The sequence below is a fragment of the Roseovarius carneus genome (assembly GCF_020141465.1).
Lineage (GTDB): Bacteria > Pseudomonadota > Alphaproteobacteria > Rhodobacterales > Rhodobacteraceae > Roseovarius > Roseovarius carneus.
This window is the reverse complement of sequence record NZ_JAHSPD010000001.1, coordinates 380,894-404,039: the sequence shown is the minus strand read 5'-3', so window position 1 is coordinate 404,039 and position 23,146 is coordinate 380,894. Positions and strand designations below refer to the sequence as shown.

The 23,146-nt window shown below is 61.0% G+C and carries 22 protein-coding genes; 18 read left to right on the top strand and 4 right to left on the bottom strand.

The genetic code is table 11. From position 1 onward, the window contains the following. The first annotated feature begins 72 nt into the window (after positions 1–72). From lgt to KUD11_RS02030, 5 genes are all read left to right on the top strand, one after another. Positions 73–960 carry a prolipoprotein diacylglyceryl transferase gene (gene lgt / locus KUD11_RS02050; RefSeq protein ID WP_109387053.1) on the top strand — a complete coding sequence of 296 codons (888 nt, stop codon included), beginning with the start codon at positions 73–75 and terminating at the stop codon, positions 958–960. After that, positions 957–2,015, top strand: a complete 1,059-nt coding sequence (locus KUD11_RS02045) for a class I SAM-dependent methyltransferase (protein ID WP_109387055.1) — start codon at positions 957–959, stop codon at positions 2,013–2,015. The genes lgt and KUD11_RS02045 overlap by 4 nt, the downstream gene beginning before the upstream one ends. Then, positions 2,012–2,767 carry a peptidoglycan editing factor PgeF gene (gene pgeF / locus KUD11_RS02040; RefSeq protein WP_109387057.1) on the top strand — a complete coding sequence of 252 codons (756 nt, stop codon included), beginning with the start codon at positions 2,012–2,014 and terminating at the stop codon, positions 2,765–2,767. Before KUD11_RS02045 ends, pgeF begins: the two co-directional genes overlap by 4 nt. 273 nt (positions 2,768–3,040) lie before the next feature. Beyond that, entirely contained in the window at positions 3,041–3,202 is a 162-nt protein-coding gene (locus tag KUD11_RS02035; protein ID WP_181375321.1) for a hypothetical protein, read from the top strand. 289 nt (positions 3,203–3,491) lie between these two features. After that, on the top strand, positions 3,492–4,250 hold the full coding sequence (locus KUD11_RS02030) for a Hint domain-containing protein (RefSeq protein ID WP_109387059.1): 759 nt from the start codon (positions 3,492–3,494) through the stop codon (positions 4,248–4,250). Here KUD11_RS02030 and KUD11_RS02025 read toward each other — a convergent pair. Beyond that, a complete protein-coding gene (locus tag KUD11_RS02025; protein ID WP_109387061.1) occupies positions 4,247–4,747 on the bottom strand; it encodes an Lrp/AsnC family transcriptional regulator in 501 nt (166 codons plus the stop codon). The genes KUD11_RS02030 and KUD11_RS02025 overlap by 4 nt on opposite strands. Before the next feature lie 220 nt (positions 4,748–4,967). Between KUD11_RS02025 and trxB the strand changes: the two genes are divergently transcribed. From trxB to KUD11_RS15160, 4 genes are all read left to right on the top strand, one after another. Next, positions 4,968–5,933 carry a thioredoxin-disulfide reductase gene (gene trxB / locus KUD11_RS02020; protein ID WP_109387063.1) on the top strand — a complete coding sequence of 322 codons (966 nt, stop codon included), beginning with the start codon at positions 4,968–4,970 and terminating at the stop codon, positions 5,931–5,933. A gap of 31 nt (positions 5,934–5,964) precedes the next feature. Continuing rightward, entirely contained in the window at positions 5,965–6,795 is an 831-nt protein-coding gene (locus KUD11_RS02015) for an MBL fold metallo-hydrolase (protein ID WP_109387065.1), read from the top strand. A 171-nt stretch (positions 6,796–6,966) separates the two neighbouring features. Next, positions 6,967–8,682, top strand: a complete 1,716-nt coding sequence (locus KUD11_RS02010; protein WP_109387067.1) for a bifunctional sulfate adenylyltransferase/adenylylsulfate kinase — start codon at positions 6,967–6,969, stop codon at positions 8,680–8,682. Positions 8,683–8,846: 164 nt separating this feature from the next. Continuing rightward, the gene (locus KUD11_RS15160) at positions 8,847–11,492 is read left to right on the top strand and encodes a calcium-binding protein (protein WP_109387069.1); all 2,646 of its coding nucleotides are present in this window, start codon (positions 8,847–8,849) and stop codon (positions 11,490–11,492) included. Here KUD11_RS15160 and KUD11_RS01995 read toward each other — a convergent pair. Then, complete coding sequence (locus KUD11_RS01995) at positions 11,434–12,777, bottom strand: nucleotide disphospho-sugar-binding domain-containing protein (protein ID WP_109387071.1); 1,344 nt, start codon at positions 12,775–12,777, stop codon at positions 11,434–11,436. The two genes, KUD11_RS15160 and KUD11_RS01995, sit on opposite strands and share 59 nt — an antisense overlap. Then, positions 12,774–13,757, bottom strand: coding sequence for a GntR family transcriptional regulator (locus KUD11_RS01990; RefSeq protein WP_224380136.1), 984 nt, complete (start codon positions 13,755–13,757; stop codon positions 12,774–12,776). The genes KUD11_RS01995 and KUD11_RS01990 overlap by 4 nt, the downstream gene beginning before the upstream one ends. 127 nt (positions 13,758–13,884) lie before the next feature. On the opposite strand from KUD11_RS01990, the gene KUD11_RS01985 reads away from it, so the two are divergent. The 9 genes from KUD11_RS01985 to KUD11_RS01945 all read left to right on the top strand — a co-directional run bounded on the left by KUD11_RS01985 (position 13,885) and on the right by KUD11_RS01945 (position 22,663). Further along, the gene (locus tag KUD11_RS01985; protein ID WP_109388352.1) at positions 13,885–14,928 is read left to right on the top strand and encodes a polyamine ABC transporter substrate-binding protein; all 1,044 of its coding nucleotides are present in this window, start codon (positions 13,885–13,887) and stop codon (positions 14,926–14,928) included. 90 nt (positions 14,929–15,018) lie between these two features. Then, positions 15,019–15,876, top strand: coding sequence for an ABC transporter permease (locus KUD11_RS01980; protein ID WP_219930180.1), 858 nt, complete (start codon positions 15,019–15,021; stop codon positions 15,874–15,876). Beyond that, positions 15,869–16,660 carry an ABC transporter permease gene (locus tag KUD11_RS01975; RefSeq protein ID WP_109388356.1) on the top strand — a complete coding sequence of 264 codons (792 nt, stop codon included), beginning with the start codon at positions 15,869–15,871 and terminating at the stop codon, positions 16,658–16,660. The genes KUD11_RS01980 and KUD11_RS01975 overlap by 8 nt, the downstream gene beginning before the upstream one ends. Further along, complete coding sequence (locus tag KUD11_RS01970) at positions 16,657–17,703, top strand: ABC transporter ATP-binding protein (RefSeq protein ID WP_109387075.1); 1,047 nt, start codon at positions 16,657–16,659, stop codon at positions 17,701–17,703. Before KUD11_RS01975 ends, KUD11_RS01970 begins: the two co-directional genes overlap by 4 nt. A 21-nt stretch (positions 17,704–17,724) precedes the next feature. Then, positions 17,725–19,002: a glycosyltransferase gene (locus tag KUD11_RS01965; RefSeq protein ID WP_109387077.1), complete on the top strand. Its 1,278-nt coding sequence runs from the start codon at positions 17,725–17,727 to the stop codon at positions 19,000–19,002. Then, on the top strand, positions 18,999–19,358 hold the full coding sequence (locus tag KUD11_RS01960) for a cupin domain-containing protein (RefSeq protein WP_224380135.1): 360 nt from the start codon (positions 18,999–19,001) through the stop codon (positions 19,356–19,358). The genes KUD11_RS01965 and KUD11_RS01960 overlap by 4 nt, the downstream gene beginning before the upstream one ends. A gap of 9 nt (positions 19,359–19,367) precedes the next feature. Continuing rightward, positions 19,368–19,712 (top strand): cupin domain-containing protein, encoded by a 345-nt coding sequence (locus KUD11_RS01955; RefSeq protein WP_109387079.1) that lies wholly within the window; start codon positions 19,368–19,370, stop codon positions 19,710–19,712. 24 nt (positions 19,713–19,736) lie between these two features. Then, entirely contained in the window at positions 19,737–21,242 is a 1,506-nt protein-coding gene (locus tag KUD11_RS01950) for an aldehyde dehydrogenase family protein (RefSeq protein WP_109387081.1), read from the top strand. Between the two features lie 11 nt (positions 21,243–21,253). Beyond that, on the top strand, positions 21,254–22,663 hold the full coding sequence (locus tag KUD11_RS01945) for an NAD(P)/FAD-dependent oxidoreductase (RefSeq protein ID WP_109388359.1): 1,410 nt from the start codon (positions 21,254–21,256) through the stop codon (positions 22,661–22,663). 9 nt (positions 22,664–22,672) lie between these two features. Here the strand turns inward: KUD11_RS01945 and KUD11_RS01940 are convergent, their stop codons facing one another. Further along, complete coding sequence (locus KUD11_RS01940; protein WP_109387083.1) at positions 22,673–23,113, bottom strand: ion channel; 441 nt, start codon at positions 23,111–23,113, stop codon at positions 22,673–22,675. Between the last annotated feature and the right edge of the window lie 33 nt (positions 23,114–23,146).

The window sequence follows — 23,146 nt, the reverse complement described above, 5'->3', positions numbered from 1 at the left end:
CCTTGTATATGGGGCAGGTGGCCGGGCATCTCAAGGTTGACTTCCCATTGGGGGGCGGTGACAGATGCGAGCATGCTGGCAGCCATTCCCTTTCCCCCGCTCTCGCCCGAAATTGTCTCCTTCTCACTTTTTGGGATGGAGGTCGCGCTGCGCTGGTATGCGATGGCCTATATCGTGGGGATCGTTCTGGGCTGGCGGCTGATTGTGCGGACCGTGCGGCGGTCCCAGCTTTGGCCTCAGGATCCGGTGATGACGCCGGGCCAAGTCGAGGATTTGTTGACATGGGTGGTTCTGGGCGTGATCCTTGGCGGGCGGCTCGGCTTTGTGATTTTTTACCAGCCGGGATATTACCTCGCCAACCCGTCTGAGATATTGATGGTGTGGCAGGGCGGCATGTCCTTTCATGGTGGGCTTCTGGGCGTTGTGGTGGTCAATTACCTTTTCGCGTGGCGGCATGGTCTGCGCCCACTCTGGGTCGCTGATATGATGTGTATGGTGGCACCCATCGGGGTGATGCTCGGGCGGCTTGCCAATTTCATCAACGCAGAGCTTTGGGGCCGTCCGACAGATGTGCCATGGGGCGTGATCTTTCCCGGTCAGGCTGCGCAGGATTGCGCAGATTTTGTTCCGGGCCTGTGCGCGCGCCATCCGTCACAACTTTATGAGGCCGGGCTTGAGGGGCTTTTGCTCGGAGGCTTGCTGATTTTCCTTGTCTATATGCGCGGCGCGCTGCGTTGGCCGGGGTTGATCTCGGGGCTGTTTCTCCTCGGCTATGGTGCGTCGCGCTTCTTTGTGGAGTTCTACCGGCAGGCCGATGCGCAGTTCATCACGCAGGACAATCCGCTGGGCTATGCGCTGCAATTTGGCGGGGCGGGGCTCAGCATGGGGCAGATCCTGTCGCTGCCGATGATCGGCGTGGGGCTGGTCGTGATCCTCTACGCGCGGTCGCGCCCGGCATGACACCTCTGGGCACGCAAATCGCGGCCCAGATTGAGGCGGGCGGGCCAATCACGCTTGCCGAGTATATGGCCTTGTGCCTCCTGCACCCCGCGCACGGATATTATGCCACGCGTGACCCCTTTGGCGCGGCGGGGGATTTTATCACAGCACCGGAAATCAGCCAGATGTTCGGTGAGCTTATCGGATTGTCCCTGGCGCATGCGTGGCTCGATCAGGGCGCGCCGGCGCGGTTTGCGCTGGTGGAGCTTGGGCCGGGCCGGGGCACGTTGATGGCCGATATCCTCAGGGCCACACGCAGCGTGCCGGGCTTTGCCGAGGCCGCCGAGCTGCATCTGATCGAGGCGTCCCCGGTGCTGCGGGCGGCGCAGCACGCGCGGGTTGGCACATGCGCGCATCACACCGACCTCGCCACAGTGCCGCAGATGCCGATCTTTGCCATCGCAAACGAGTTTTTTGATGCGCTGCCCATTCGGCAGTTTGAGCGGCGGGGGCTGGGCTGGTGCGAGCGGCGCGTGGGCCTGACCGGAGGGGCGCTGGGCTTTGGCCTCGGTCCGCCCGGCCCTGTTGCGGCGCTCGCGCATCGGCTAACGGATATGCGGGACGGAGATGTGGTGGAACTGGCCTCTGCCGCTTGCGAGGTTGCGGGTGGGCTGGGCGCGCGCATCGCGGACCATGGCGGGGCTGCACTGCTGATTGATTACGGCGACTGGCGGTCTCTGGGCGATACGTTTCAGGCGCTGAGCGGTCATGCTTCCGTTGATCCCTTTGCCGCACCGGGGCAGGCGGATCTGACCGCGCATGTGGATTTCGAGGCGCTGGCCCTTGCGTCCTCGCCTGCGCGCCACACCCGCCTCACCCCGCAGGGCGTGTTTTTGGAGCGTCTCGGGATCACCGCGCGGGCCGAGGCTTTGGCGGCAAAGCTCAGCGGTACGGCGCTTGAGGGGCATATCGCGGCACATCGGCGCTTGACGCACCCTGCGGAAATGGGAACCCTCTTCAAAGTGATGGGCCTTTATCCTGAAGGTGCCGCGCCGCCACCGGGGCTTGAGCCATGACGCTGGAGATTCTCACCGCCGATGCCCTTGCCCCGCTGCGTCACGGGTTTTTTACCCGCAAGGGCGGTGCGTCTTCAGGCATATTCAAGGGTCTCAATTGCGGTGTAGGCAGCTCGGATCAGGCCGAGATCGTGGCCATTAACCGCGCCCGTGTGGCGCAAGCGATGCAGGTGGCGCCCGATCATCTGCTGACGCTGCACCAGGTCCATTCGGCCACAGCCGTGGTCGTGGACGGCCCTTTGGAGGCGCGGCCAAAGGCGGATGCGATGGTGACGGCTACGCCGGGCGTGGCGTTGGGCATCCTCACGGCTGATTGTCAGCCGGTTCTTTTCGCCGACCCTGAGGCGGGTGTGATAGGTGCGGCCCATGCGGGCTGGCGCGGGGCGCTGGAGGGTGTGCTTGAGGCGGCGGTGGAGGCGATGGTGGGCTTGGGTGCCGCGCGCGACCAGATTCGCGCCGTCATCGGCCCGTGCATCGCGCAGGCCAATTACGAGGTCGGTCCGGAATTTCTTGACAGCTTCATGGTCGACGATCCGGCCCACGCGCAGTTTTTCGCAAATGGAGAGGGCGACCGGATGCTCTTTGATCTGGCGGGCTTTGGCCTGTCACGCCTGCGCGCCGCTGGGGTTGGCCGCGCTGAATGGACCCGCCATTGCACTTATGGTGATGAGGGTCGGTTCTACTCCTACCGCCGGGCAACCCATCTGGGCGAGGCGGATTACGGACGTCTGATCGCGTCGATCACGCTTTGAGGTGTCTGCGCAGATAGGGGGCTTTTTGCCCGTTGCTGGCCACAGCTTTGCCCAGATTACTGCCGTTCTTGCCTCTGCATGTAGGTCGTTAGCAATCTAAAGCCTTTGTTTCCTAAGCTTAGAAGCGATCGGGCAATCGTGGCCATCTTGTTGCCGATTTGTGCGGAAATAGCCCCACCCCCGGCCCATTCCTGCCCAAAAGCGCAGGCAAATTGATCCTCAGCAGATATTGCCGCGTCGGATCAACCGGCCCGCAAAAGAGGATTAACGACAATGAATGCGACAATAAAAAAGCAGCCACGTTGGATGGCCTCGGCTCTGAAAGCAGCCGAAGGGGACCTGCTTACCCTGCCGTTTCAACGCGGCAAGCGGCGCGCTTTGGTGCTGCGCCGGGCTGGGCCTGATGTGCAATCGGCGGCACTGAAAACAGCCTGACCCGCGCGTGGCCTGCAATATTTGGGGCGCGCGACGGCATATGAGAAGACATTGGGACGCAGGCCCGCGATACATGCGGCGGGCGGCATGAGAGACTGAGGGAGACGCCAAGTTGATGGTGCAATCGGGGAGCGATGCAATTGGCAGCTAGACCCCACGGGAAGTGGTGCGAAGTAATCAATGGCGGAGCGTTATGCCGTCGTTTAATTGAAGACGATAGATGTCCAATTGTCGTTGTCGGTGGGGGCCGGCGCGGTTGTGATAGCTTGTAGAATAAGTGTTTGTGACAATGGTCTATACCCCCTCGGCGTTGAATTTCCTGAACCCGGTGCAGGCTGGCTCGGCCTTAGCCGACCCGCGCATGGACGAGCATCTGCTCCGGCGCACGGCTGATGACTATCCCAAACAAGCCTATGACATCTCCTATCTGGGCCGCATGGGCGAGATTTGCCAGCTCAGGCAAGTGGCCCCCGATCTGCCGCTTTTTCAGGCGGCATTTACCGCGTTTGCGCGCGGCACGCTGATCGCCACAGCCTCGGGCCCGGTAGCCGTAGAGGACCTTTTGCCCGGCGACAAGATCATCACCAATGAGCGCGGCCCCTCGCCCCTGATGTGGGTGGGGAGCATCACGTTGCGCCCGGCCGAGCGGGAGGGCCCGAGCCTCACGCGGATCACATCTGCGGCCCTCGGGTTGGGACGGCCCTTGTCGGATTTGATGACCGGCCCCGGCGCGCGGATTTTGCAGCGCATTCCCGGCATGGCAGAGCAGGTCCTGCGCCCGGTGCGCGATATGCTGGATGGGATGCAGGTGATTGAATTGCGCCCGCCAAGCGCCGTGCAGCTTTACCATATTGCGCTGCGCCGCCATGCAACCGTGACGGCTGCAGGGCTTGCGATGGAGACGTTCCACCCCGGACCGGGGTTCGAGAACACCCTGCCATATCAGCATTTTGATCAGTTTATGGCGCTCTTCCCGCATGTGGCGCGGCCGTCAGATTTCGGCCCTCTGGCCCATCCAAGACAGCCTTTGCAGCGCGCGCGAGGTTAAGCCTCGCGCGCCAGCCGCGCTTCGAGAACTTCAAAGGGCACGCCGGGCTCGTCCTTGGCACCGCGAATGACCAGCGATGTCTTGACGCTCGCCACATTGTCGGCGGCGGTCAGTTCCTCGGTCAAAAAGCGTTGGAACGTGCTCAGATCAGGGGCTACGCATTTGAGGATGAAATCCACCTCACCGTTGAGCATGTGACACTCGCGGACCAGTGGCCACGCCCGACAGCGCGCCTCAAAGGCACTCAGATCCGCCTCAGCCTGACTTTGCAGCCCGACGGAGGCAAAGACCTGCACCTCAAAACCCAGCTCGCGCGCGTCGACCTCGGCGTGATAGCCGCGGATCAGGCCGTTTTCCTCAAGCGTGCGGACCCGGCGCAGGCAAGGCGGTGCGGAAATCCCCACGCGCTTGGCAAGCTCCACATTGGTCATGCGGCCATCGGCCTGAAGCTCGGCCAGAATTTTTCTGTCGATCGGATCGAGTCGGGTGGTTGGCATATCGCACCTGTCGTTTGCATATCGCGGTTGGACTTTGGCGTTTCTTACAGGCGCGCACGCAGTTGCGCAACAATGTTTCGCTGCGGCGCAATATACTTTCGCGCATCGCTGGTTGTGGCCGGGCATGCGGGGCGACTTAACGGGGGGTTTCACTGTGGCGCGGGCGGGTTTATATCCCTTGGGATAGCATCTGATACACCCCAACCCAAAGAGGCGCGCAATGGCCGAGACCCGCAAAACCAAAGTTCTGATCATTGGCTCTGGCCCTGCGGGATATACCGCCGCCGTCTATGCCAGCCGCGCAATGCTCGACCCTATTTTGGTGCAGGGGATTGAGCCGGGCGGACAACTGACCACCACGACCGAAGTGGAAAACTGGCCTGGTGATACCGAGGTGCAGGGGCCTGACCTGATGGTGCGGATGGAGGCCCATGCCAAGGCGATGGGATGCGAGGTCATCGGCGATATCATTTCTTCAGTGGATTTCAGCGCACGGCCCTTCGTGTGCCAATCCGATAGCGGCACGGTTTATGTGGCTGATGCGATCATCCTGTGCACCGGCGCGCGGGCCAAATGGCTTGGTCTGCCATCGGAAGAGAAGTTCAAGGGCTTTGGCGTGTCGGCCTGCGCCACCTGCGATGGATTTTTCTATCGTGGGCAAGAGATTGTCGTCGTGGGTGGCGGGAACACGGCGGTGGAGGAGGCGCTTTTCCTCACCAATTTCGCCTCCAAGGTCACGCTTGTGCACCGCCGGGACGAGCTGCGCGCCGAGGCCATTCTCATTGACCGGCTTATGAAGAACCCCAAGATCGAGCCTTTGTGGTTTCATGAGCTTGATGAGGTTTATGGCGGCGAGAGCCCTCTGGGCGTAGAAGGCGTCAAGGTGAAGCATGTGCAGACCGGCGAGATCACCGATATCTCCGCCAAAGGCGTTTTTATCGCTATTGGCCACGCACCTGCCAATGAGCTGGTGAAAGACGTTCTGGAGACGCATATGGGCGGCTATGTCGTGACCAAACCTGACAGCACCGAGACCTCCATTCCCGGTGTGTTCGCGGCCGGAGACCTTACCGATCATAAATATCGCCAGGCTGTGACATCGGCGGGCATGGGCTGCATGGCGGCTTTGGAAGCCGAACGCTGGCTGGCTGAGCGGGACGCGGATGTGGCGCAAGCCGCCGAATAGGGCGTTTTGCGGGCGTAGAATTTGAGTATTTTTGCTAAGAAGAAGCGCGAGGGGCGGGAGCATTCAGGACTGGTACAAAATCGTTTCTCTTGCGCCGGGCGTCTTTGCGATTGGTGAGCCGCGCTACGCGCAGCAAAACTGGTCCTATCTGATTTGCGGCACGGAGCGGGCGCTCTTGTTTGACACGGGGTCTTATTATGGTGAGATGGCCCCTGAGGTCGCGGCGCTCACAGATCTGCCGCTGACGGTGCTGCCGTCGCATATGCATTACGATCATCTCGGCAGTATTAAGGCATTTGAGCGTGTGATTCTGCCGGATATTGCGGTTTTGCGGGCCTGTGCCGAGGGGGATGTAGTGACGCCCTCGGATGATCTTTTCCTGCCCAAGAGCGAGGGGCGGGTGCCGCCGCGCTTCCATGTGTCTCAATGGCTGAAGATCGGGGCACGTATTGATCTGGGTGGGCGGGGGCTTGAGCTTTTGCACACGCCCGGTCATTCGCCCGACAGTGTATCGCTTTGGTGGGAGGAGGCAGGCGTGCTTTTTGCCGCTGATTATTTCTATCACGGCCCGCTTTTTGCACAGGTGCCCGGCGCATCGCTTGCCGCGTATCTCGGCACCGCGCAGGATTTGGAGGCGCGATTGCCTCCTGTGGCGCTGATATACGGGGCGCATGGGGATGCAAGCAGCGTTGAGGAGGCGCAGCCGCCGCAGTTGGATATGACGCATCTCTCTGAACTGATCGCCTGTCTTGAGGGGGTGCGCGCGGCGCCGCCCGATATGGGTGCTGGCGTCGTTGAGCGCGAGGTCTGTGGGCTGAACTGGCTTGTGTTTGGGGCGGAGGCGCTGCGCGGTTTTACCTGACGCGCTTGCGGACGGTTTGAACGATGCAAGAAACACGCGGCGCAGTATGAAAATCGCGCGAATGACTTAAATTTCGGCGGCGCGGCTAGACTTTTGCCATAATCAGCCGCTAGTTCCGCGCGCAAACGGGTGCCGCAATCCCGAACCGAGGCAATTTTGAGAGTGAATCCTATGAAAATGTCGAGCAACCTCACCCCGATCCCCGAGCTTTATGTGAGCTATGACAGCGCACAGAAGATGAAGCTGGAGGCGGCGGAGCTGGTCAGCCATGACCTTACGCCGCGTCAGATCTGTGATCTGGAGCTTTTGATGAATGGCGGGTTCAACCCGCTCAAAGGGTTCCTGAGCGAAGCGGATTATGACGGTGTAGTCGAGGATATGCGGCTCGCCGATGGCACGCTTTGGCCGATGCCGATTACGCTGGATGTGAGTGCGGACTTTGCCGAGGGCCTTGAGCTTGGGCAGGACATTGCGCTGCGCGACCAAGAGGGTGTGATCCTCGGGACGATGACTGTGACCGACCGCTGGACGCCGAACAAAGCGCGCGAGGCTGTGAAGGTGTTCGGCGCGGATGACAGCGCGCACCCGGCGGTGAATTACCTGCACAACACCGCAGGCGCGGTTTATCTGGGCGGTCCTGTGACCGGCATCCAACAGCCCGTACATTATGATTTCCGCGCCCGCCGCGACACGCCCAATGAGCTGCGCGCCTATTTCCGCAAGCTGGGCTGGCGCAAGGTTGTGGCGTTTCAGACCCGGAACCCGCTGCACCGCGCGCATCAGGAATTGACATTCCGCGCTGCCAAGGAGGCGCAGGCGAACCTTTTGATCCATCCTGTGGTCGGTATGACCAAACCGGGTGACGTGGACCATTTCACGCGGGTGCGCTGCTATGAGGCGGTGCTGGACAAGTATCCCGGATCGACTACGGCGATGAGCCTGCTTAATCTCGCGATGCGCATGGCCGGTCCGCGCGAAGCGGTTTGGCACGGGCTGATCCGCGCCAACCATGGCTGCACGCATTTCATCGTTGGCCGTGATCATGCAGGCCCGGGCAAGAACTCCGCCGGGGAGGATTTCTATGGGCCCTATGATGCGCAGGATCTGTTCCGCAAATACCAAGATGAGATCGGCGTCGAAATGCTGGATTTCAAACATATGGTCTGGGTGCAGGAGAGGGCTCAATATGAGCCGATGGATGAGATCACCGATAAGGATGACGTGACGATCCTTAATATTTCGGGAACTGAGCTGCGCCGCCGCCTGCAAGAGGGTCTTGAGATCCCTGAATGGTTCTCCTTTCCGGAGGTGGTGACCGAGCTGCGCAAGACGCGGCCCCCGCGCGCGCAACAGGGCTTTACCGTGTTTTTCACGGGGTTCTCCGGCTCTGGCAAATCAACGATTGCGAACGCTTTGATGGTCAAGCTGATGGAGATGGGGGGGCGTCCTGTGACGCTTCTGGATGGTGATATCGTGCGCAAAAACCTTAGCTCCGAGCTTGGGTTTTCCAAGGAGCACCGCGATCTCAATATCCGCCGCATCGGCTATGTGGCGTCCGAAATTACTAAAAATGGAGGTATCGCAATTTGCGCGCCCATCGCGCCTTATGCCACCACGCGCCGGGCCGTGCGTGAGGATGTGGAAGCGTTTGGTGCCTTTGTTGAGGTGCATGTTGCCACATCGATCGAGGAGTGTGAGCGCCGCGATCGCAAGGGGCTTTATAAGCTTGCGCGGGCGGGAAAGATCAAGGAATTCACTGGAATTTCAGACCCTTATGATGTGCCTGAAGCACCTGAGCTGAGTGTTGAGACCGAGAATGTCGAGGTGGATAACTGCGCGCATCAGGTCATTCTGAAGCTTGAGCAGATGGGCCTCATCGCAGGCTGATCGACGCCTTAATGTATAGTTTCCCTGCGTCGGCACAGTTTCCGGCGCGGGGATATCTCTAAACCTCCCGTAAAATTGTACGCAGATTTCAGCGTGGCTTAACCAGACCTTCGCAGGTTCTGGCAGATACCTATCCCCAAACCAGAAGCGTTTGAGGATAGGCTATGAGTTTGCAAAGCTGGAACACGCCGAGCCTTGCCCATGCGTTGGGCGGGGATAGCCGTGCTGACCCGGACGTGGCCGTTTTTGCCGATGGCAGTTTCGTCGTCGTGTTCCATTCGGATGACGGTGCAGGCACGGAGCGGATCATCGCACAGCGGTTTGACGCGCGCGGCGATATGGCGGGGGATGCAATCACCATCGCCGAGGGCACGGGCGGGGTTTCCCTCGCAATGCCGGACGTGGCTATTTTACCGGGGTTTCCGGGGCAGTTTGTCGTCTCTTACGCGCTGAGCGCGCCCAACGCCACGCTGACCGAGGCATGGCTGAGCTTTGTCGATGCGCGGGGCGGTGCGCAGCAGAGCATCATCTCCTCAGTCATGTCTCCGATCCCGGCAGGCACGCAAGTGGATGTGGCCGTGCAGGGTAATAATGTGCAGCATGTTTTCACGGCCATTACGGGCGCGGACCGTGACATCACGCTCAGCACATATGAGTGGAACGGGTTTGGCACCTCGGGGGACGTCACCCGGACCCTCAATAGCGACTCCACCTTCAATCAGACCAACCCTGCCATCGCGCTGGGTGCGGGTGGTGACGGTATTGTGGTGTTTCAGCAAGGCAGCGATCTGGAGTTTCGCCGCATTGATGCGCAGGGCGATCCCATCGGTGTGGATCAGGTGATTTCCAATACTTGGGTGCCCGAGCCGGGCGCGCAGGTGATCACGCTGAGCAATGGGAATTACCTCGTGACCTACACAAAAGAGGTGGGTGGGCCACCTGCGGACGGGCTCGACACTTATGGCCGGATCATCGCGCCAGACGGGAGCTTTGTAACCGCTGAGGTGCTTCTGAACGCGCAGGTCGCGGGGGAGCAGAGTAACGCATTTGCCGCGGCGCTGCCGGATGGCGGGTTTGTGGGCTTTTACTATGACGCCACGCTTGGCACCTATGTCGGGCAGGTATTTGACGCAACCGCCAGCCCTCAAGGGGCCGCTTACACATTGGTGGCTGGGGTCGCGCCGGGTGCGTTTCTCGCCTCGGCCGAGGTGCTGAGCGATGGCCGGATCGTGGTCGCTTGGGAGCAAGCTTCCGGAGATGTGGCGGTGCAGATCCTTGATCCGCGTGGCGGCCTTGTGACTGGAACGGACGCTGCGGACACGCTTTTTGGTGGCAGTGGCGCGGATGCGATCAGGGGGCTGAGTGGTAGTGACAGGATTGACGCCGGGGAGGGGGATGACACGCTCGTGGGTGGTGCCGGGCAGGACGTCCTGATTGGTGGCGCAGGCGACGACCGTCTGGTGGCGGATCGGGATGGCGATAGGCTCAGCGGTGGCGAAGGGTTTGATCACGCGGATTTCTCGGGCCTTGGTGCCGGTATCTGGGCTGATCTGGCCATGGGCAGTGCGACCCAGAGTGTTTGGTCGCGTGCGGACACAGGCCAATGGCGGCGTATCGCCGAGATGGATGGAATCGACGCGATCATCGGCACGGATTTTGTTGATCGGGTCTACGGCGACGCAGGCAGCAATCACTTCATGATGGCCCCGGATGGCGCGGCACAGGGCATGGATTTTTTCGACGGGCGCATGGGGCAGGATTGGGCGGATTTCTCGCAATTCGACACGGCGATCTGGGTGGACCTCACGCTGAGCGTCAAGGAGGTCTGGACACGCGATGGCCCGACGGTTCAAAGCGGTGTGTGGCGGGAGATCATGGATCTGGCCAATGTAGAGAACGTCGTCGGGACGGCGGGGGCGGATCATTTCGCCGGAGACGCGCAGGACAATAGTTTTGGATATGTGGGCGGGGCTGTGCCCTCTCGTGCGGTCGATATCATCAATGGGCGCGGCGGCACTGACACGGCGGATTTCTCGCGTTTTGATGCGGCGATCTGGGTGGATATGGACTTGTCCGGCTCTGCGGTCTGGACGCGTGATGGTGGCGATGTGCTCAGCGGGACATGGCGCGCGCTTGCCAGCCTGCAAGAGGTGGAAAACATCATTGGCACGCGCGGCATTGATCAGTTCTATGGCAATGCAATGGACAACAGCTTTAGCTACGTGAGCGATCTCACCCCCATGCCCGCGCGGACCCCCCTTGAGATTATGGATGGGCGTGGGGGCACGGATACGGCGGATTTTTCGCTCTTCGGTGCCGCAATCTGGGTCAGTCTTGACCTAACCGACAAAGAGGTCTGGACGCGGCTTGGCCCCACGCTTGGTACCGGCACATGGGCGGATATCGTTGATCTGGTCTCCATAGAGAGGGTGGTCGGCACGACTTTCAGTGATCAGCTTATCGGGGATGAAGGCGACAACATTTTCGCGGGTGGGCATGGCAATGATATGCTGCGTGGTAATGGCGGGCGTGACAGCCTTTTTGGCGGCGCGGGCGATGACCGACTGATTGGTGGGCTTGGGGCGGATACGTTTGCGTTCATCCCCGGTGATGGGGCCGATGTGATCACCGATTTCCAGAGCGGCCTTGATACGGTGTTGTTGCATCATACGGGTCTCGGATGGGGTGATCTTGATTTGGCGCAGAGCGGCCCTGACACTGTGGTGCGCTATGGTGCGCCGAGCGATCAGATCACGCTGAGCGGGGTGCAGGTGATTGACCTGACGGAGGCGGATTTCTTGTTTCTCTAAGGCGCGGTGCCTTGGCGCAGGAGGCCGTGTGCAGGATGGCTTCAGCGGCGCGAACCGTGCCAGGATCGGCTTTCATAGTTAGTGACATGCCTTGCATACGGTTGCGTATTTTCCTGTCCTGAGCGAGATCCATAACTGTCTGGCGCAACTCCGCGTCGCTCCAATTGGCACGGTGCATGTGCAGCCCAGTGCCGGTTTGCACAGCGCGGTGCGCGTTGTCGTGACCGTCCCAGCAATAGGGCATCACCAGCGAGGGGACGCCATGATACAGCGCCTCGCAATAGCTGTTATTGCCGCCGTGATGGATGAAAAGAGCGGCTTGGGACACAATGGACGGCTGGGGAAACCAACTCCCAAGATAGACGTTGTCAGGCACGGCGGCATAGGCCTCCAGGTGATCGCCGACATTGACGAAAAACCGCGCCGGCAGATCGGCGAAGGCCGCGATCATACGCGAGATGAGGTCAGTGTCGATCGCGCCGAGGCTGCCGAAGCTGAGATAGATCAGCGGGCCTTGGTTGCGCGGCAGGGCGGGCACGTCGAAATGCGCCTCATCACGCACACAGCCCTCAAGGAAAACGAAGCGCTCCTCGGGGAGATGTGCCGCGCGCGTGTGACGGATTGCGCTGGGCGCGAGCAGCAGGTTCAAATCCGGTGACGGCTCCAAGAACTGACCCGGAGGGAGGGGCTTGAGGCCGCGCGCGGCGCGAAAGTGGTTGTAACGCGCATGGGGTGCTGCACAGGCCGTGAGTGCTGCAGCCTCGAACGTGGCCCGGCCCGGATCATCAGCGCTCAGCCCCGAGAGGTAGGGCGGGACATTTGCATCCGGCAGTTCTGTCTCGGCGCAGGAGATGACACGCACCCACGGCACGCCCGCGGACGCGATGGCCGGGAACATGATCACGTTGTCGAGGACGATGGCGCTGGGTCTGATCCGCGCCAAAAGGGTTGCGAGCCCCGCCTCCGCGTCGATGGCCGTGTCGACGATTGCCTCCCATGTCGGGGCCACGTAGCGCGGCAATTGCTCCAGCGGCGAAAGGTTGAAATCGTCCAGATGGGTGCGCAGGAAGGATTGCCAGTATTCCTCGGTCTGCGCGTCGGTTGCGGCAGCCGGTAGATGGTATTCCTTAAAACCATATTGGGCAAAAACCCCAGTGAACCCTGCATGGCAGATAAACACCGGTACAGCCCCCTTGCGGTGCAGCTCCTGTGCGATGCCGACGCAGTTAAGCGCCGCACCGAAGCTTGCTTCGGGGAAGAAGGCGATCACGGGGGGTGGGCTCATGTCATCCCGCCACTGCGTTGCGGCGGCAGGCCGCGATTGGCCGCTTTGGGACGGCGGATCTGGGCACGGCGCAAGTGCAGCACCATCTGATCGGCGGCGAGATCAAGCTCGCTCCGCTCAAGGCTGTCGAGGATACCGAGATGATCTTCCAGTGCTTGGCGCATCCGAAAATCGGGCAGCGCTTGATCAGTTTGTGTGGCACCGCGCAGCTTTTGATGGGCCAGAAGTGCACCGCGCAGAAACCGGTTGCCCGCGCTATCGGCGATCATGGTATGGAAATCGCAATCAAGCCTATGAAACGTGGTTTGCCCGATGCGCCCTTCTGGCCGCGCGCCAAGCTCTGCCATCTGGTCGCGCATCAGCCTTGCGCGCTGCCCGTCCATGGCAAAACCGGGGGCGAGGATGGCTTGCGGCTCCAGCGCGAGACGAAAGGCGAGGCCCTCACTCTGGGCGTTGGGCGTGTCGAGCATTGGCTGAAATGCCCATGCGCGGCCAGGAAGCTGTGTCACGATTCCATCTGATGAGAGTATTTTTAGCGCTATTAATACAGCAGACCGTGGGGCGCCATAGCGGCGTACAAGGGCGCTCACAGATTGGACGTCGGCAATCCGCCGCTCCGCACGGTCCTTGAGGATACGCGCCGCAAGCGTGTCCTCCACCTCCTCCAATGCGGCGCCTCCGCCGGGAAGACCCTCGCTGGGGTCCACCCTAAGAAAGAACCCGCGCTCCTCCTGCCGTATGACAATATTGTTTTCTTCCAGTATCTTGAGTGCAGATCGAATCGGTGTCCGCGACACGCTGCAGGCCTGTGACAGCACTTGCTCGGGCAGGTGGTCGCCGTTACGTAAGCCGCGCTCCAGCGCAACCTCGACAATCCGCCTGGCCAGCGTTACGTGGTTCTGTCGAGTATTTCCGCGCAGCCGCGCCATGCAAATGCCTCCACGCTTTTGCGCGCCCAAAAGCGCGTGCAAAAAGAACATCAAAAACAAATTGAAGTTTTTTTTGCATCAACAATACTAATCTTACAGCGAACGCAGAGTCGCGCAAGATCAAAGCAAGCGGGCCCTTATGTGGGGTGCCGCAGAGCCCAACACGGAGATCGCCCCTATGATATCACACTGTTCAGCCGCCCGCGCCCTTGGCGCCGCGCTGCTTCTCACCGCCACGCCTGCGCTTGCGCAGGATCTCGTTATCTCAAACTGGGATGGCTACATGGCCCCAGACGCCATCGACAATTTCAATGCCCAAACGGGTGCCTCGGCAGAGTTGGTTCTGCACGGCACCAATGAAGAGATCATGGGCAAGCTGATCGCGTCCAAGGGCGTGGGCTATGACGTGGTGTTCGTCTCGTCGCCCTTCGCCGAGGTGCTCAACAATCTCGGCCTGGCCGAAACGCTCGACCCGGCCAAGCTGCCCAACATGGCCAATCTTTACGCCGAGGCGATGCAGCTTCCGCATGATCCGGCCAACACGTTCTCTGTCCCCTATGCGTGGGGGACCACGGGGCTTTGCTATCGCTCCGATCTGGTTGATAGCCCCACGTCATGGAATGACCTTTTGAAGCCGTCCGAGGACGTGGCTGGCAAGACAACCATGCTCGCCACCGATCGCTGGCTTCTGGCCGCCGGGCAGCTGGCGCTGGGCTATTCGGTGAATGAAACGGACGCGGATAAGATGGCCGAGGTGCGCGACTTGCTGGTCGAGGCCAAGGGCACGCTTCTGGCCTATGACGACACGACCTTCTTTTCCAAGCTTGTCTCGGGTGAGGCCGAACTGGTGCAGGCCTGGGATGGCTGGTGCAACTACGGCATCGCCGAGAATGCAGATATCAAATACATGATCCCGTCGGAGGGCTCTGACCTTTGGGTGGACACGATGGTGATCCTGAGTGCGTCCGAGAACAAGGATGCGGCCTATGCGTTCGTCAACTACGTGCTGGATGCGGATAATCACCGCTGGGCCGCAAATAACATCCTCTACAAAGTGCCCAACGAGGCCGCCATGGCGGGCATTGGTGAGGATCTGATCGCTGCCTTCCCCAACATGGGTATTGCTCCTGCGGACATGCTGAAATTTGAGCAGCTTCGCGATGTCGGTGTGGCGCAGCGGGACTACTCCCGCCTCGTCTCCGAGATCAAAGCGGCCAACTGAGGCGACCCTGAGTGACTTACCCCCGGCGCTCTCCCTGCCGGGGGCTTTTTCTTGGTCCAAATACCCAAATGCACTGGTCCCACCGCGCGCATGACCCCTGATCGCAAGCCACTCCTTCTGATGACCCCGGCGCTCTTGTGGCTGACCGGGTTGATGGTCATTCCTTGCGGGCTGATCCTCGTGCTCGCCTTCTTCCGGCGTGGGATTTACGGCGGGATCGAATATACATGGACGCTTGAGAATATCGCGCTGGTGTTTGATCCGCTCTATGCACAGATATTCCTCAAATCCGCAGGGATTGCGGGGCTTTCGGCGGGCATTGCTGTGGTTCTGGGCTACGCTGCGGCCTATGCGATTGCGGCCATGCCGAGACGGCATCAGCCGATGCTTCTCTTCTTCGCGGTGCTGCCGTTTTGGTCCAATTATCTCGTGCGGACCTATGCGTGGATCGTGCTTTTGAACCGCGAGGGCCTGATCGTCAATCTCGCCCGCTGGGTGGGGTATGAGGGTGAGTTGCCCCAGATGCTCTATACCGAAAGTGCCGTGGTGATCGGTCTTGTCTACAATTACCTGCCTTTCGTGATCCTGAGCTGTTATGCGCCGCTTTCGCGTCTCAACCCCGAGGTGACGGAAGCGTCGCGCGATCTTGGTGCGTCGGGCTGGACCACGTTCCGGCGCATCACCTTGCCGATGACGGTGCCGGGGATCGCGGTTGGCTTTGTCTTCGTGTTCGTCCTCTCGATCGGGAACTTTGTGACGCCCGCGCTCTTGGGCGGTGGGCAGTTTCAGATGATCGGCAATCTGGTCTACGCACAGTTCTTGACCGCGAATGATTGGCCCTTTGGCGCGGCGCTCTCGATGGTGCTCATTGCGATCATGCTGGGCCTTTTGATGGTGCAGGCCACAGTGGCCGAGCGTGCGGCGGGCGGGGGTGTGGGCCGTGGTTGAGCGGGGCACCTTCCGGCTGATGCTGCTCATCCTCGGTGTGGTGTTCGCGTTTCTTTATGTGCCGATTTCGGTGTTGGTTGGCCTGTCGTTCAACGAGGGTGGATTGCCCACTGCGTGGACGGGATTTTCCACCAAATGGTATAGCGCGCTTTGGCAGAACAGCGATATCCTGAGGGCAGCGGGCAATACGCTATTTGTCGCCCTGATCTCCACGGTGCTGGCTACCGTGCTCGGCACCCTTCTGGCCGTGGGGGTGGAGCTGCGCCGCCGCAATGGCAAGTGGCTGGAGACGGTGATTTTTGCCCCGATGATCATCCCCGATATCGTGCTGGCCATTGCTTTACTGAGCTTTTTCTCGCTCTTGGGGGTGCAGATGGGGCTGCATACGATCATCATGGCGCATGTGGTTTTCAACCTCGCCTTCGTTTGCGCCGTGGTGCGCGCGCGGCTCAAAGGGTTTGATTGGTCCATCGTGGAGGCCTCCGTCGATCTGGGCGCGAGCATGGCGACAACCCTGCGCCGCGTGGTCCTTCCGGTGCTGGCGCCTGCGATCATGGCGGGCGCGCTTTTGGCCTTCACCCTGTCGGTGGATGAGTTCATCATCGCGTTTTTCACCGCTGGTGCCGGGCGTGCGTCCATCACCCTGCCGATGCAGATTTTTGCGATGATCCGCTTTGGCGTGACGCCCGAGATCAACGCACTGGCCACGCTTGTCATGGCCGTGTCAGTCGTGGCGCTGGCCCTGTCGCAGCGGCTCAACAAAGGGGGCTTGCCCGGACAATGAGCGTGCTTTTATCCCTGCAATCAGTCAGCAAACGTTTTGGCGACGTGCGCGCGGTGGAGGGCGTGACGCTCGATATCCTTGAGAATGAGTTCTTCGCTTTGTTGGGTGCGTCTGGCTCGGGCAAGACCACGTTATTGCGGATGCTCGCCGGGTTCGAGGGGCTGAGCGCGGGTGATATCCTGTTGGAGGGCCGGTCGATTTCCGCCATACCGCCGGACAAGCGTCCGGTGAATCTCATGTTCCAATCCTACGCGCTTTTCCCGCATATGAGCGTGATGCAGAACATCGCCTATGGCCTTGAGATGGATGGTCTGCCCAAGGCTCAGGTGAAAGCGCGGGTGACGGATATCCTTGAAGTGATTCAGCTGGGCCACCTTGCGGCGCGCAAGCCTGCGCAGCTTTCGGGTGGGCAACAGCAACGCGTGGCGCTGGCCCGTGCTTTGGTGAAACGCCCCAAGGTTCTCCTGCTGGACGAGCCTCTGGGCGCGCTGGATAAAAAGCTGCGCAGCGAGATGCAGCTTGAGTTGAAGCGCCTTCAGGCCGAGTTCGGGATCACCTTCATCATGGTCACCCATGACCAAGAAGAGGCGCTTGTCATGGCCGACCGGGTGGCAATTATGCAAGATGGCGGCCTTTTGCAGGTGGGCACGCCTCAGGAAATCTATGAGCGCCCCGCGAGCCGCTTCGCCGCCGGGTTCATCGGGGTGATGAACTTTCTGCCGGTGGTGATCGCGCAAGGGGTCATCATGGCGCAGGACACCAAGATCCATGCAAACCATACGCTGCCAGATGGTCATGCCGTGGCCGCCATCCGCCCTGAGCGTTTGCATGTGAACGGGCCGGGCGAGAATGCTATGAGCGGCGAAATTGCGCAGATCGCCTATCACGGGCTGGACCTTCTGCTGCACATATCCACAAGCTTGAGTGACACGCCCGTGATCGCGCGCATGACTGCCGATCAGGCTGATACGCTGCGTCCCCAAATTGGCGCCGAGATCACCCTCAACTGGGCCGCGAAAGACACGCGAATTTTCCCCAATTGACCCACAGATAAGGAGAGACCCATGACCCCCAAGACATTCGCCTTCTTCCCCGAGGCCGCCTTTGGCCCCGCGCTCAATTCCGTGGGCATCGCGCAGGCGATCACCAAGATGGGGCATAAGGCGGTCTTCCTGTCGGACCCCGGCTTCGTCGAGATCTACGAGGGATACGGGTTCGAGGCGCATCCCGTGGCCCTCTCGGAGCCGATGCCGCCCGAGGAGATGGCGAAATTCTGGGAGGATTTCATCAACGGGCATATCCCCAACTTTGCCAAGGCGCCGATTGATCAGATCGACAATTACGTGAAGGAATGTTGGGAGGCGATCGTGGACAGCGCTAAATGGGCGCAAAAGGATTTGCCCGGTGTTCTGGCACGCATCAAGCCCGATGTGATCGCCGTGGACAACGTGATCCTTTTCCCCGCGATCAAGCAATTCGGCGTGCCGTGGGTGCGCATCATCAGTTGCTCGGAGAACGAGATTGAGGACCCCGCGATCCCGCCGCATCTGTCGGGCATGGGCGAGGAGGACCGCGCCGGCCACGCCGCCTTCCGCGCCAGGTTCGAGGAGGTGATTGCGCCCATCCACGCCGATTTCAACAGCTTTCTGGCCGAGAATAACGAGGCGCCCTACAAGCTGGGCGAGTTTTTCGAGGCCTCCCCGCATCTCAACCTGATGCTCTATCCTGAGCCGCTGACCTACACCCGCGAACATCCTCTGGACCCGGCACGGTTCCAATATCTGGAAGGCTGCGTGCGCCAAGATGAGCCTTACGAGGTGCCCATTTTCAAGGCCAATAATGACGGCCCGCTGCTCTACATCTCCTTCGGCAGCCTTGGGGCGGGCGACACCGATCTGCTCAAGCGCCTGATCACGCTGATCGGCAAATCGCGCTACCGCGCGCTGGTCAATGTGGGCGATTATATGGACGCCTATGACGATATTCCTGACAATGTGGTGATCCAAAGCTGGTATCCGCAGCCCTCTGTCATTCCGCAGGTCGATGCGGTGATCCATCACGGTGGCAACAACTCCTTCACCGAATGTCTCTATTTCGGCAAGCCCGCGATCATCATGCCCTATGTCTGGGACGGGCATGACAACGCGATGCGCGTGCAGGAGACGGGCTATGGCTTCCGCTCGGACCGCTATGAATGGACGCCGGAGGAGCTGATTGCCAAGATCGAGACCTGCCTGAATGATGACCGGATGCAGGCGCGCTTGGATAAAATCTCGCTTCATATGCAGGGCAGCAATGGCCCGGCAAAGGCCGCGCGCCTTCTGGCGGGGTTGGTGGGGTGACTGATCTCAAATCCTCTGCGCCGCATATTCACGGGGCCACGACCTATGATGATCTCATGGATTGGGGGGTGCAGCCCGATGCGCTGGCGGGGGCGTCCCATTCCACCGGGCGGCTTTTGCACAAAGGGCCGGGCAATATTCCCGAAACGGGCATCTGGGATTGCACGCCGGGCCGCTGGCGCCTCAGCCTGCCGCGCGATGAGTTTTGTCATTTCGTGAGTGGCCGCGCCACCTATCGTTCGGATGACGGAGAGGCGATCGAAGTCACCCCCGGCACCTGCGTTCTCTTCCCCGAAGGGTGGTCCGGCGAGGCCGAAGTGCACGAGACCATCCGCAACATTTACATGCTGAGCTGAGGATATCCGATGAAAACTCCCGTTATGAGAAACCCCCTTGAGATCACCGATGTGGTCGATTGGGGCACCATCCCCACGATGATCGAAGGCACCAGCCATGTCTCGGGCCGCGTGCTGCACAAGGGGCCGGATGGGCAATCCGAATGTGGCTTGTGGATCTGCACGCCGGGCAAATGGGACTGCCACGTGACCAGCGACGAGTTTTGCCATTTCTTGGAGGGGCGCTGCACCTATGTGCACATGGGTGGCGATGTGATCGAAATCACCCCCGACACGGCGGCGTTTTTTCCCAAGGATTGGAAGGGCGTCTGCACCGTGCACGACACCATCAAAAAGGTTTACATGATCCGCTGATCGCGGCGTGAAAAGGAGCCTGCCATGGCCGCCCCCCTGACCCCTCGCTTCTATATCTCGCCCGGCTTTCACGCCAGTTCCGGGGACGCGCATGATGTGATCGACCCCGCCACTTTGGCGGTGGTTGGCCAACGCGGCGAGGTGACTGCGGCGGAGATGGACAGGGCCTTGGCCACTGTCGGCACGGCTCAAAAAGAATGGGCGCAGGTGGATGCTAAATCCCGCGCGGGCGTTTTGCATGCGCTGGCCAACCGGATCGAGACCACGGACCACACAGACTGCGCCATCCTGATGAGCCGCGAGATGGGCAAGCCCTACCCCGAGGCGATAGGCGAACTCGCCAATTGTGCGCCGATCTTCCGTTATTATGCCGAAATGGCCCGCGATGAGGCGGGCAAGCTCGCCGGGACGACCCAAGCCGGATCGCTGCAATTCGCCAAATATGAGCCGCTGGGTGTCTCGGCCCATATCATGCCGTTCAACTTTCCCATTCTGCTGATGTGCTGGACTGTGGCCGCGTCGCTCGCGGCGGGCAATGGGTGTGTGGTGAAACCTGCGGAGCTGACCACGCTGTCGACGCTGGAATTTATGAAAGTGTTTGATGGGTTGCCCGAAGGCTTGATCGCCTGCCTGCCCGGTGGGGCCGATACGGGGGCAGCGCTGGTGGCGAGCGAGCAAACGCACGCCGTGGCCTTCACCGGGTCGGTCAAAGCGGCGCAAACCGTGGCCGCCGAGGCCGCGCGCCGGATGAAGCCCGCCGTGATCGAGGCGGGCGGATCGGACCCGATGATCATCTCGGCCCACGCGCCCATCGACGTGGCCGCCGCCGGGGCCGTCACAGGCGCGTTTCACATGAGCGGGCAGGTCTGCACCTCGACCGAGCGGATGTTTGTGGTCGAAGAGGTGCATGACGCTTTCGTCGCGGTGTTTGCGGCGGAAACCGCTCGACTGCGCATTGGCAACGGGTTGGACAAGTCCGAGATCGGGCCGATGGTGTCCGAGGCCGCCCGGCAGAAGGTGGAGCGTCTGGTGGCCGATGCGGTGGCGAAGGGCGCGACCGTGGTTTGCGGGGGATGTATCCCCGCCGAGCACCCAGTGGGCTGGTTCTATGCGCCGACGATCCTGACCGAGTGCACCCCTGACATGGCCCTGATGCAGGAGGAGTGTTTCGGCCCCGTTGTGGCTATCACGCGGGTGCGCGACTTTGACACGGGCCTGCGCATGGCAAATGCCTCTAGGTTCGGCCTTGGTGCGTCCGTCTTCACCACGTCTCTGGAGGAGGCGCATGAAGCCCATGCGCAGCTTGAGGCGGGGATGGTGTGGATCAATAACCCGCTGATTGATAATGATGCGCTGCCCTTTGGTGGCTGGAAAGCCTCAGGCCTTGGGCGCGAGTTGGGGCGGCAAGGACTTGATGCCTTCCGCCGCACGAAAATGGTGATATTGGATCACAAGCCCGTCCGTCAGGACTGGTGGTACCCCTATCCCGATGATTGGTTTCTGGGCTCCGGGGGCCGCAAGCTGAAGTGAAGGAGGCTGCTATGACTGCGCCATTTGCAATCGCGATACCCGGCAAGCCCTACGCGGGCGCAAGCCCCGATCCCTATTGGTTCAGCACAATTGCACCCCGCCCGATGGATGCGGCATTGGCGACGGATATCACCTGTGATCTGGCGATTATCGGCGGCGGTTTCACAGGGCTGTGGAGCGCGCTCAAGGCGCGCGAACGGATGCCGGATGCGCGGATTGTGGTGCTGGAGGGCGGGCGCTGCGGCGGGGAGGCCTCGGGGCGCAACGGCGGATTTTGCGCGCCCTCGATCAGCCATGGTATTTCCAATGCGATGGAAAGATATCCCCGCGAGGCGGATCGCCTGATCCGGCTGGGCGTGGAGAATGTTGAAGGGTTGGAGCGCGATCTGGAACACTTCGAGATCGACGCGGAGTTCCAGCGCGCGGGCAAGCTCAACGTGGCCGCGACTCCTTGGCAGGCCGAAGGTCTGCGCAGCATGGCCGAGGGCTTTGCCGCACATGGCCTGCCAAGCACGTATCTGGAGGGGGATGCCCTGCGTGCCAAGCTCGACAGCCCGGTCTATTCGGCAGGTGTGTTCGATCCGACCTATGCGCTCGTGAACCCCTCAAAGCTGGTGGAAGGGCTGCGCGCTGCGTGCCTTGCGCGGGGCGTGGAACTTCATGAGGGCACCCGTGTGACGGCGCTCAAGAAATCCAAATCCGCGCTGCGCCTCACCACGCCCGGCGGCACCGTGGCTGCCGCCCGCGCGATCATGGCGACCAACGCCGCGGAGCCGCTTTTGAAACGGTTCCGGACCGCGATTATCCCAATTTTTGACTATTCTCTGGTGACCGAGCCGCTGAGCGCTGCACAACTGGCCAGCATCGGCTGGACCGGGCCGCATGGCATCGCGGATAGCGGGAACCAGTTTCATTACCTGCGCAAAACGGCTGACAATCGCATCCTCTGGGCGGGTTATGACGCGATCTACCACAAGGGCAGCGGACGCGACGCCGAGATGTATCACCGCGAGGAAAGCTTTGACCGGCTGGCCACGCAATTCAATGAGGCCTTCCCGAGCCTTGCGGGTGTCCGGTTCGACTATGCGTGGGGCGGGATCATCGACACCTCGGCGCGGATCACGTTTTTCACTGGCACCGCGCTGGGCGGGCGGCTGGCCTATGCGCTTGGCTTTACTGGGCAGGGCGTGTCGGCCACGCGGTTTGCAGCGGGGGCGATGCTCGATCAGCTGGAGGGCAAGAAGACCGAGGCGTCGGAACTTTCCATGCACCGCCGTTTCCCCGTGCCCTTCCCGCCCGAGCCGTTGCGCAGCATTGCTGTGCGGATGGCGCAAAAAGGCCTCGCCCATGAGGACCGCACCGGGCAGCGGCCCGTGATGCTGCGTATGCTTGATCGGTTCGGCGTGGGCTTTGATTCCTGAGTGTGTGACCTAATGTTTGTGGTCTGTCAGGGCGGGCATGATCCGCCCGATCAGGTTGATCAAAAAAGCGGTGCTGATGCCGAACGTTAAAAGCCCAGTGATCGCGGCGAAGGTGCCGAAACTGCGCCACCCTTCGGTCAGAACCATATCGCCATAGCCCAGCGTGGTGTAGGTCGTGGTGGGGAAGTAAAAGCTTGTCGCGAAATCTGGAAACGCGCCCGTGGCAAAGATCGCCGCCGCCCAGATCCAGATTTGCAACGTATGCGCCACCACGATCACCAGAACCCCAAAGACCAAAAGCGCGGTGCCCCGGTATTTTTTACGGGCTGTCTTGAGGCGGTTGGCCAAAGCTTGCAGAAGCGGGAGGCCGATGACCAGCGCGGAGATATGCAAAACGGCGCAAATGAGCAAAAGGCTAGTGCCGAGTGTGATCTGTAGGCTGAGGGTCATGATGGCGTCGCTTCCGCTTGGATCTTGCTCTGG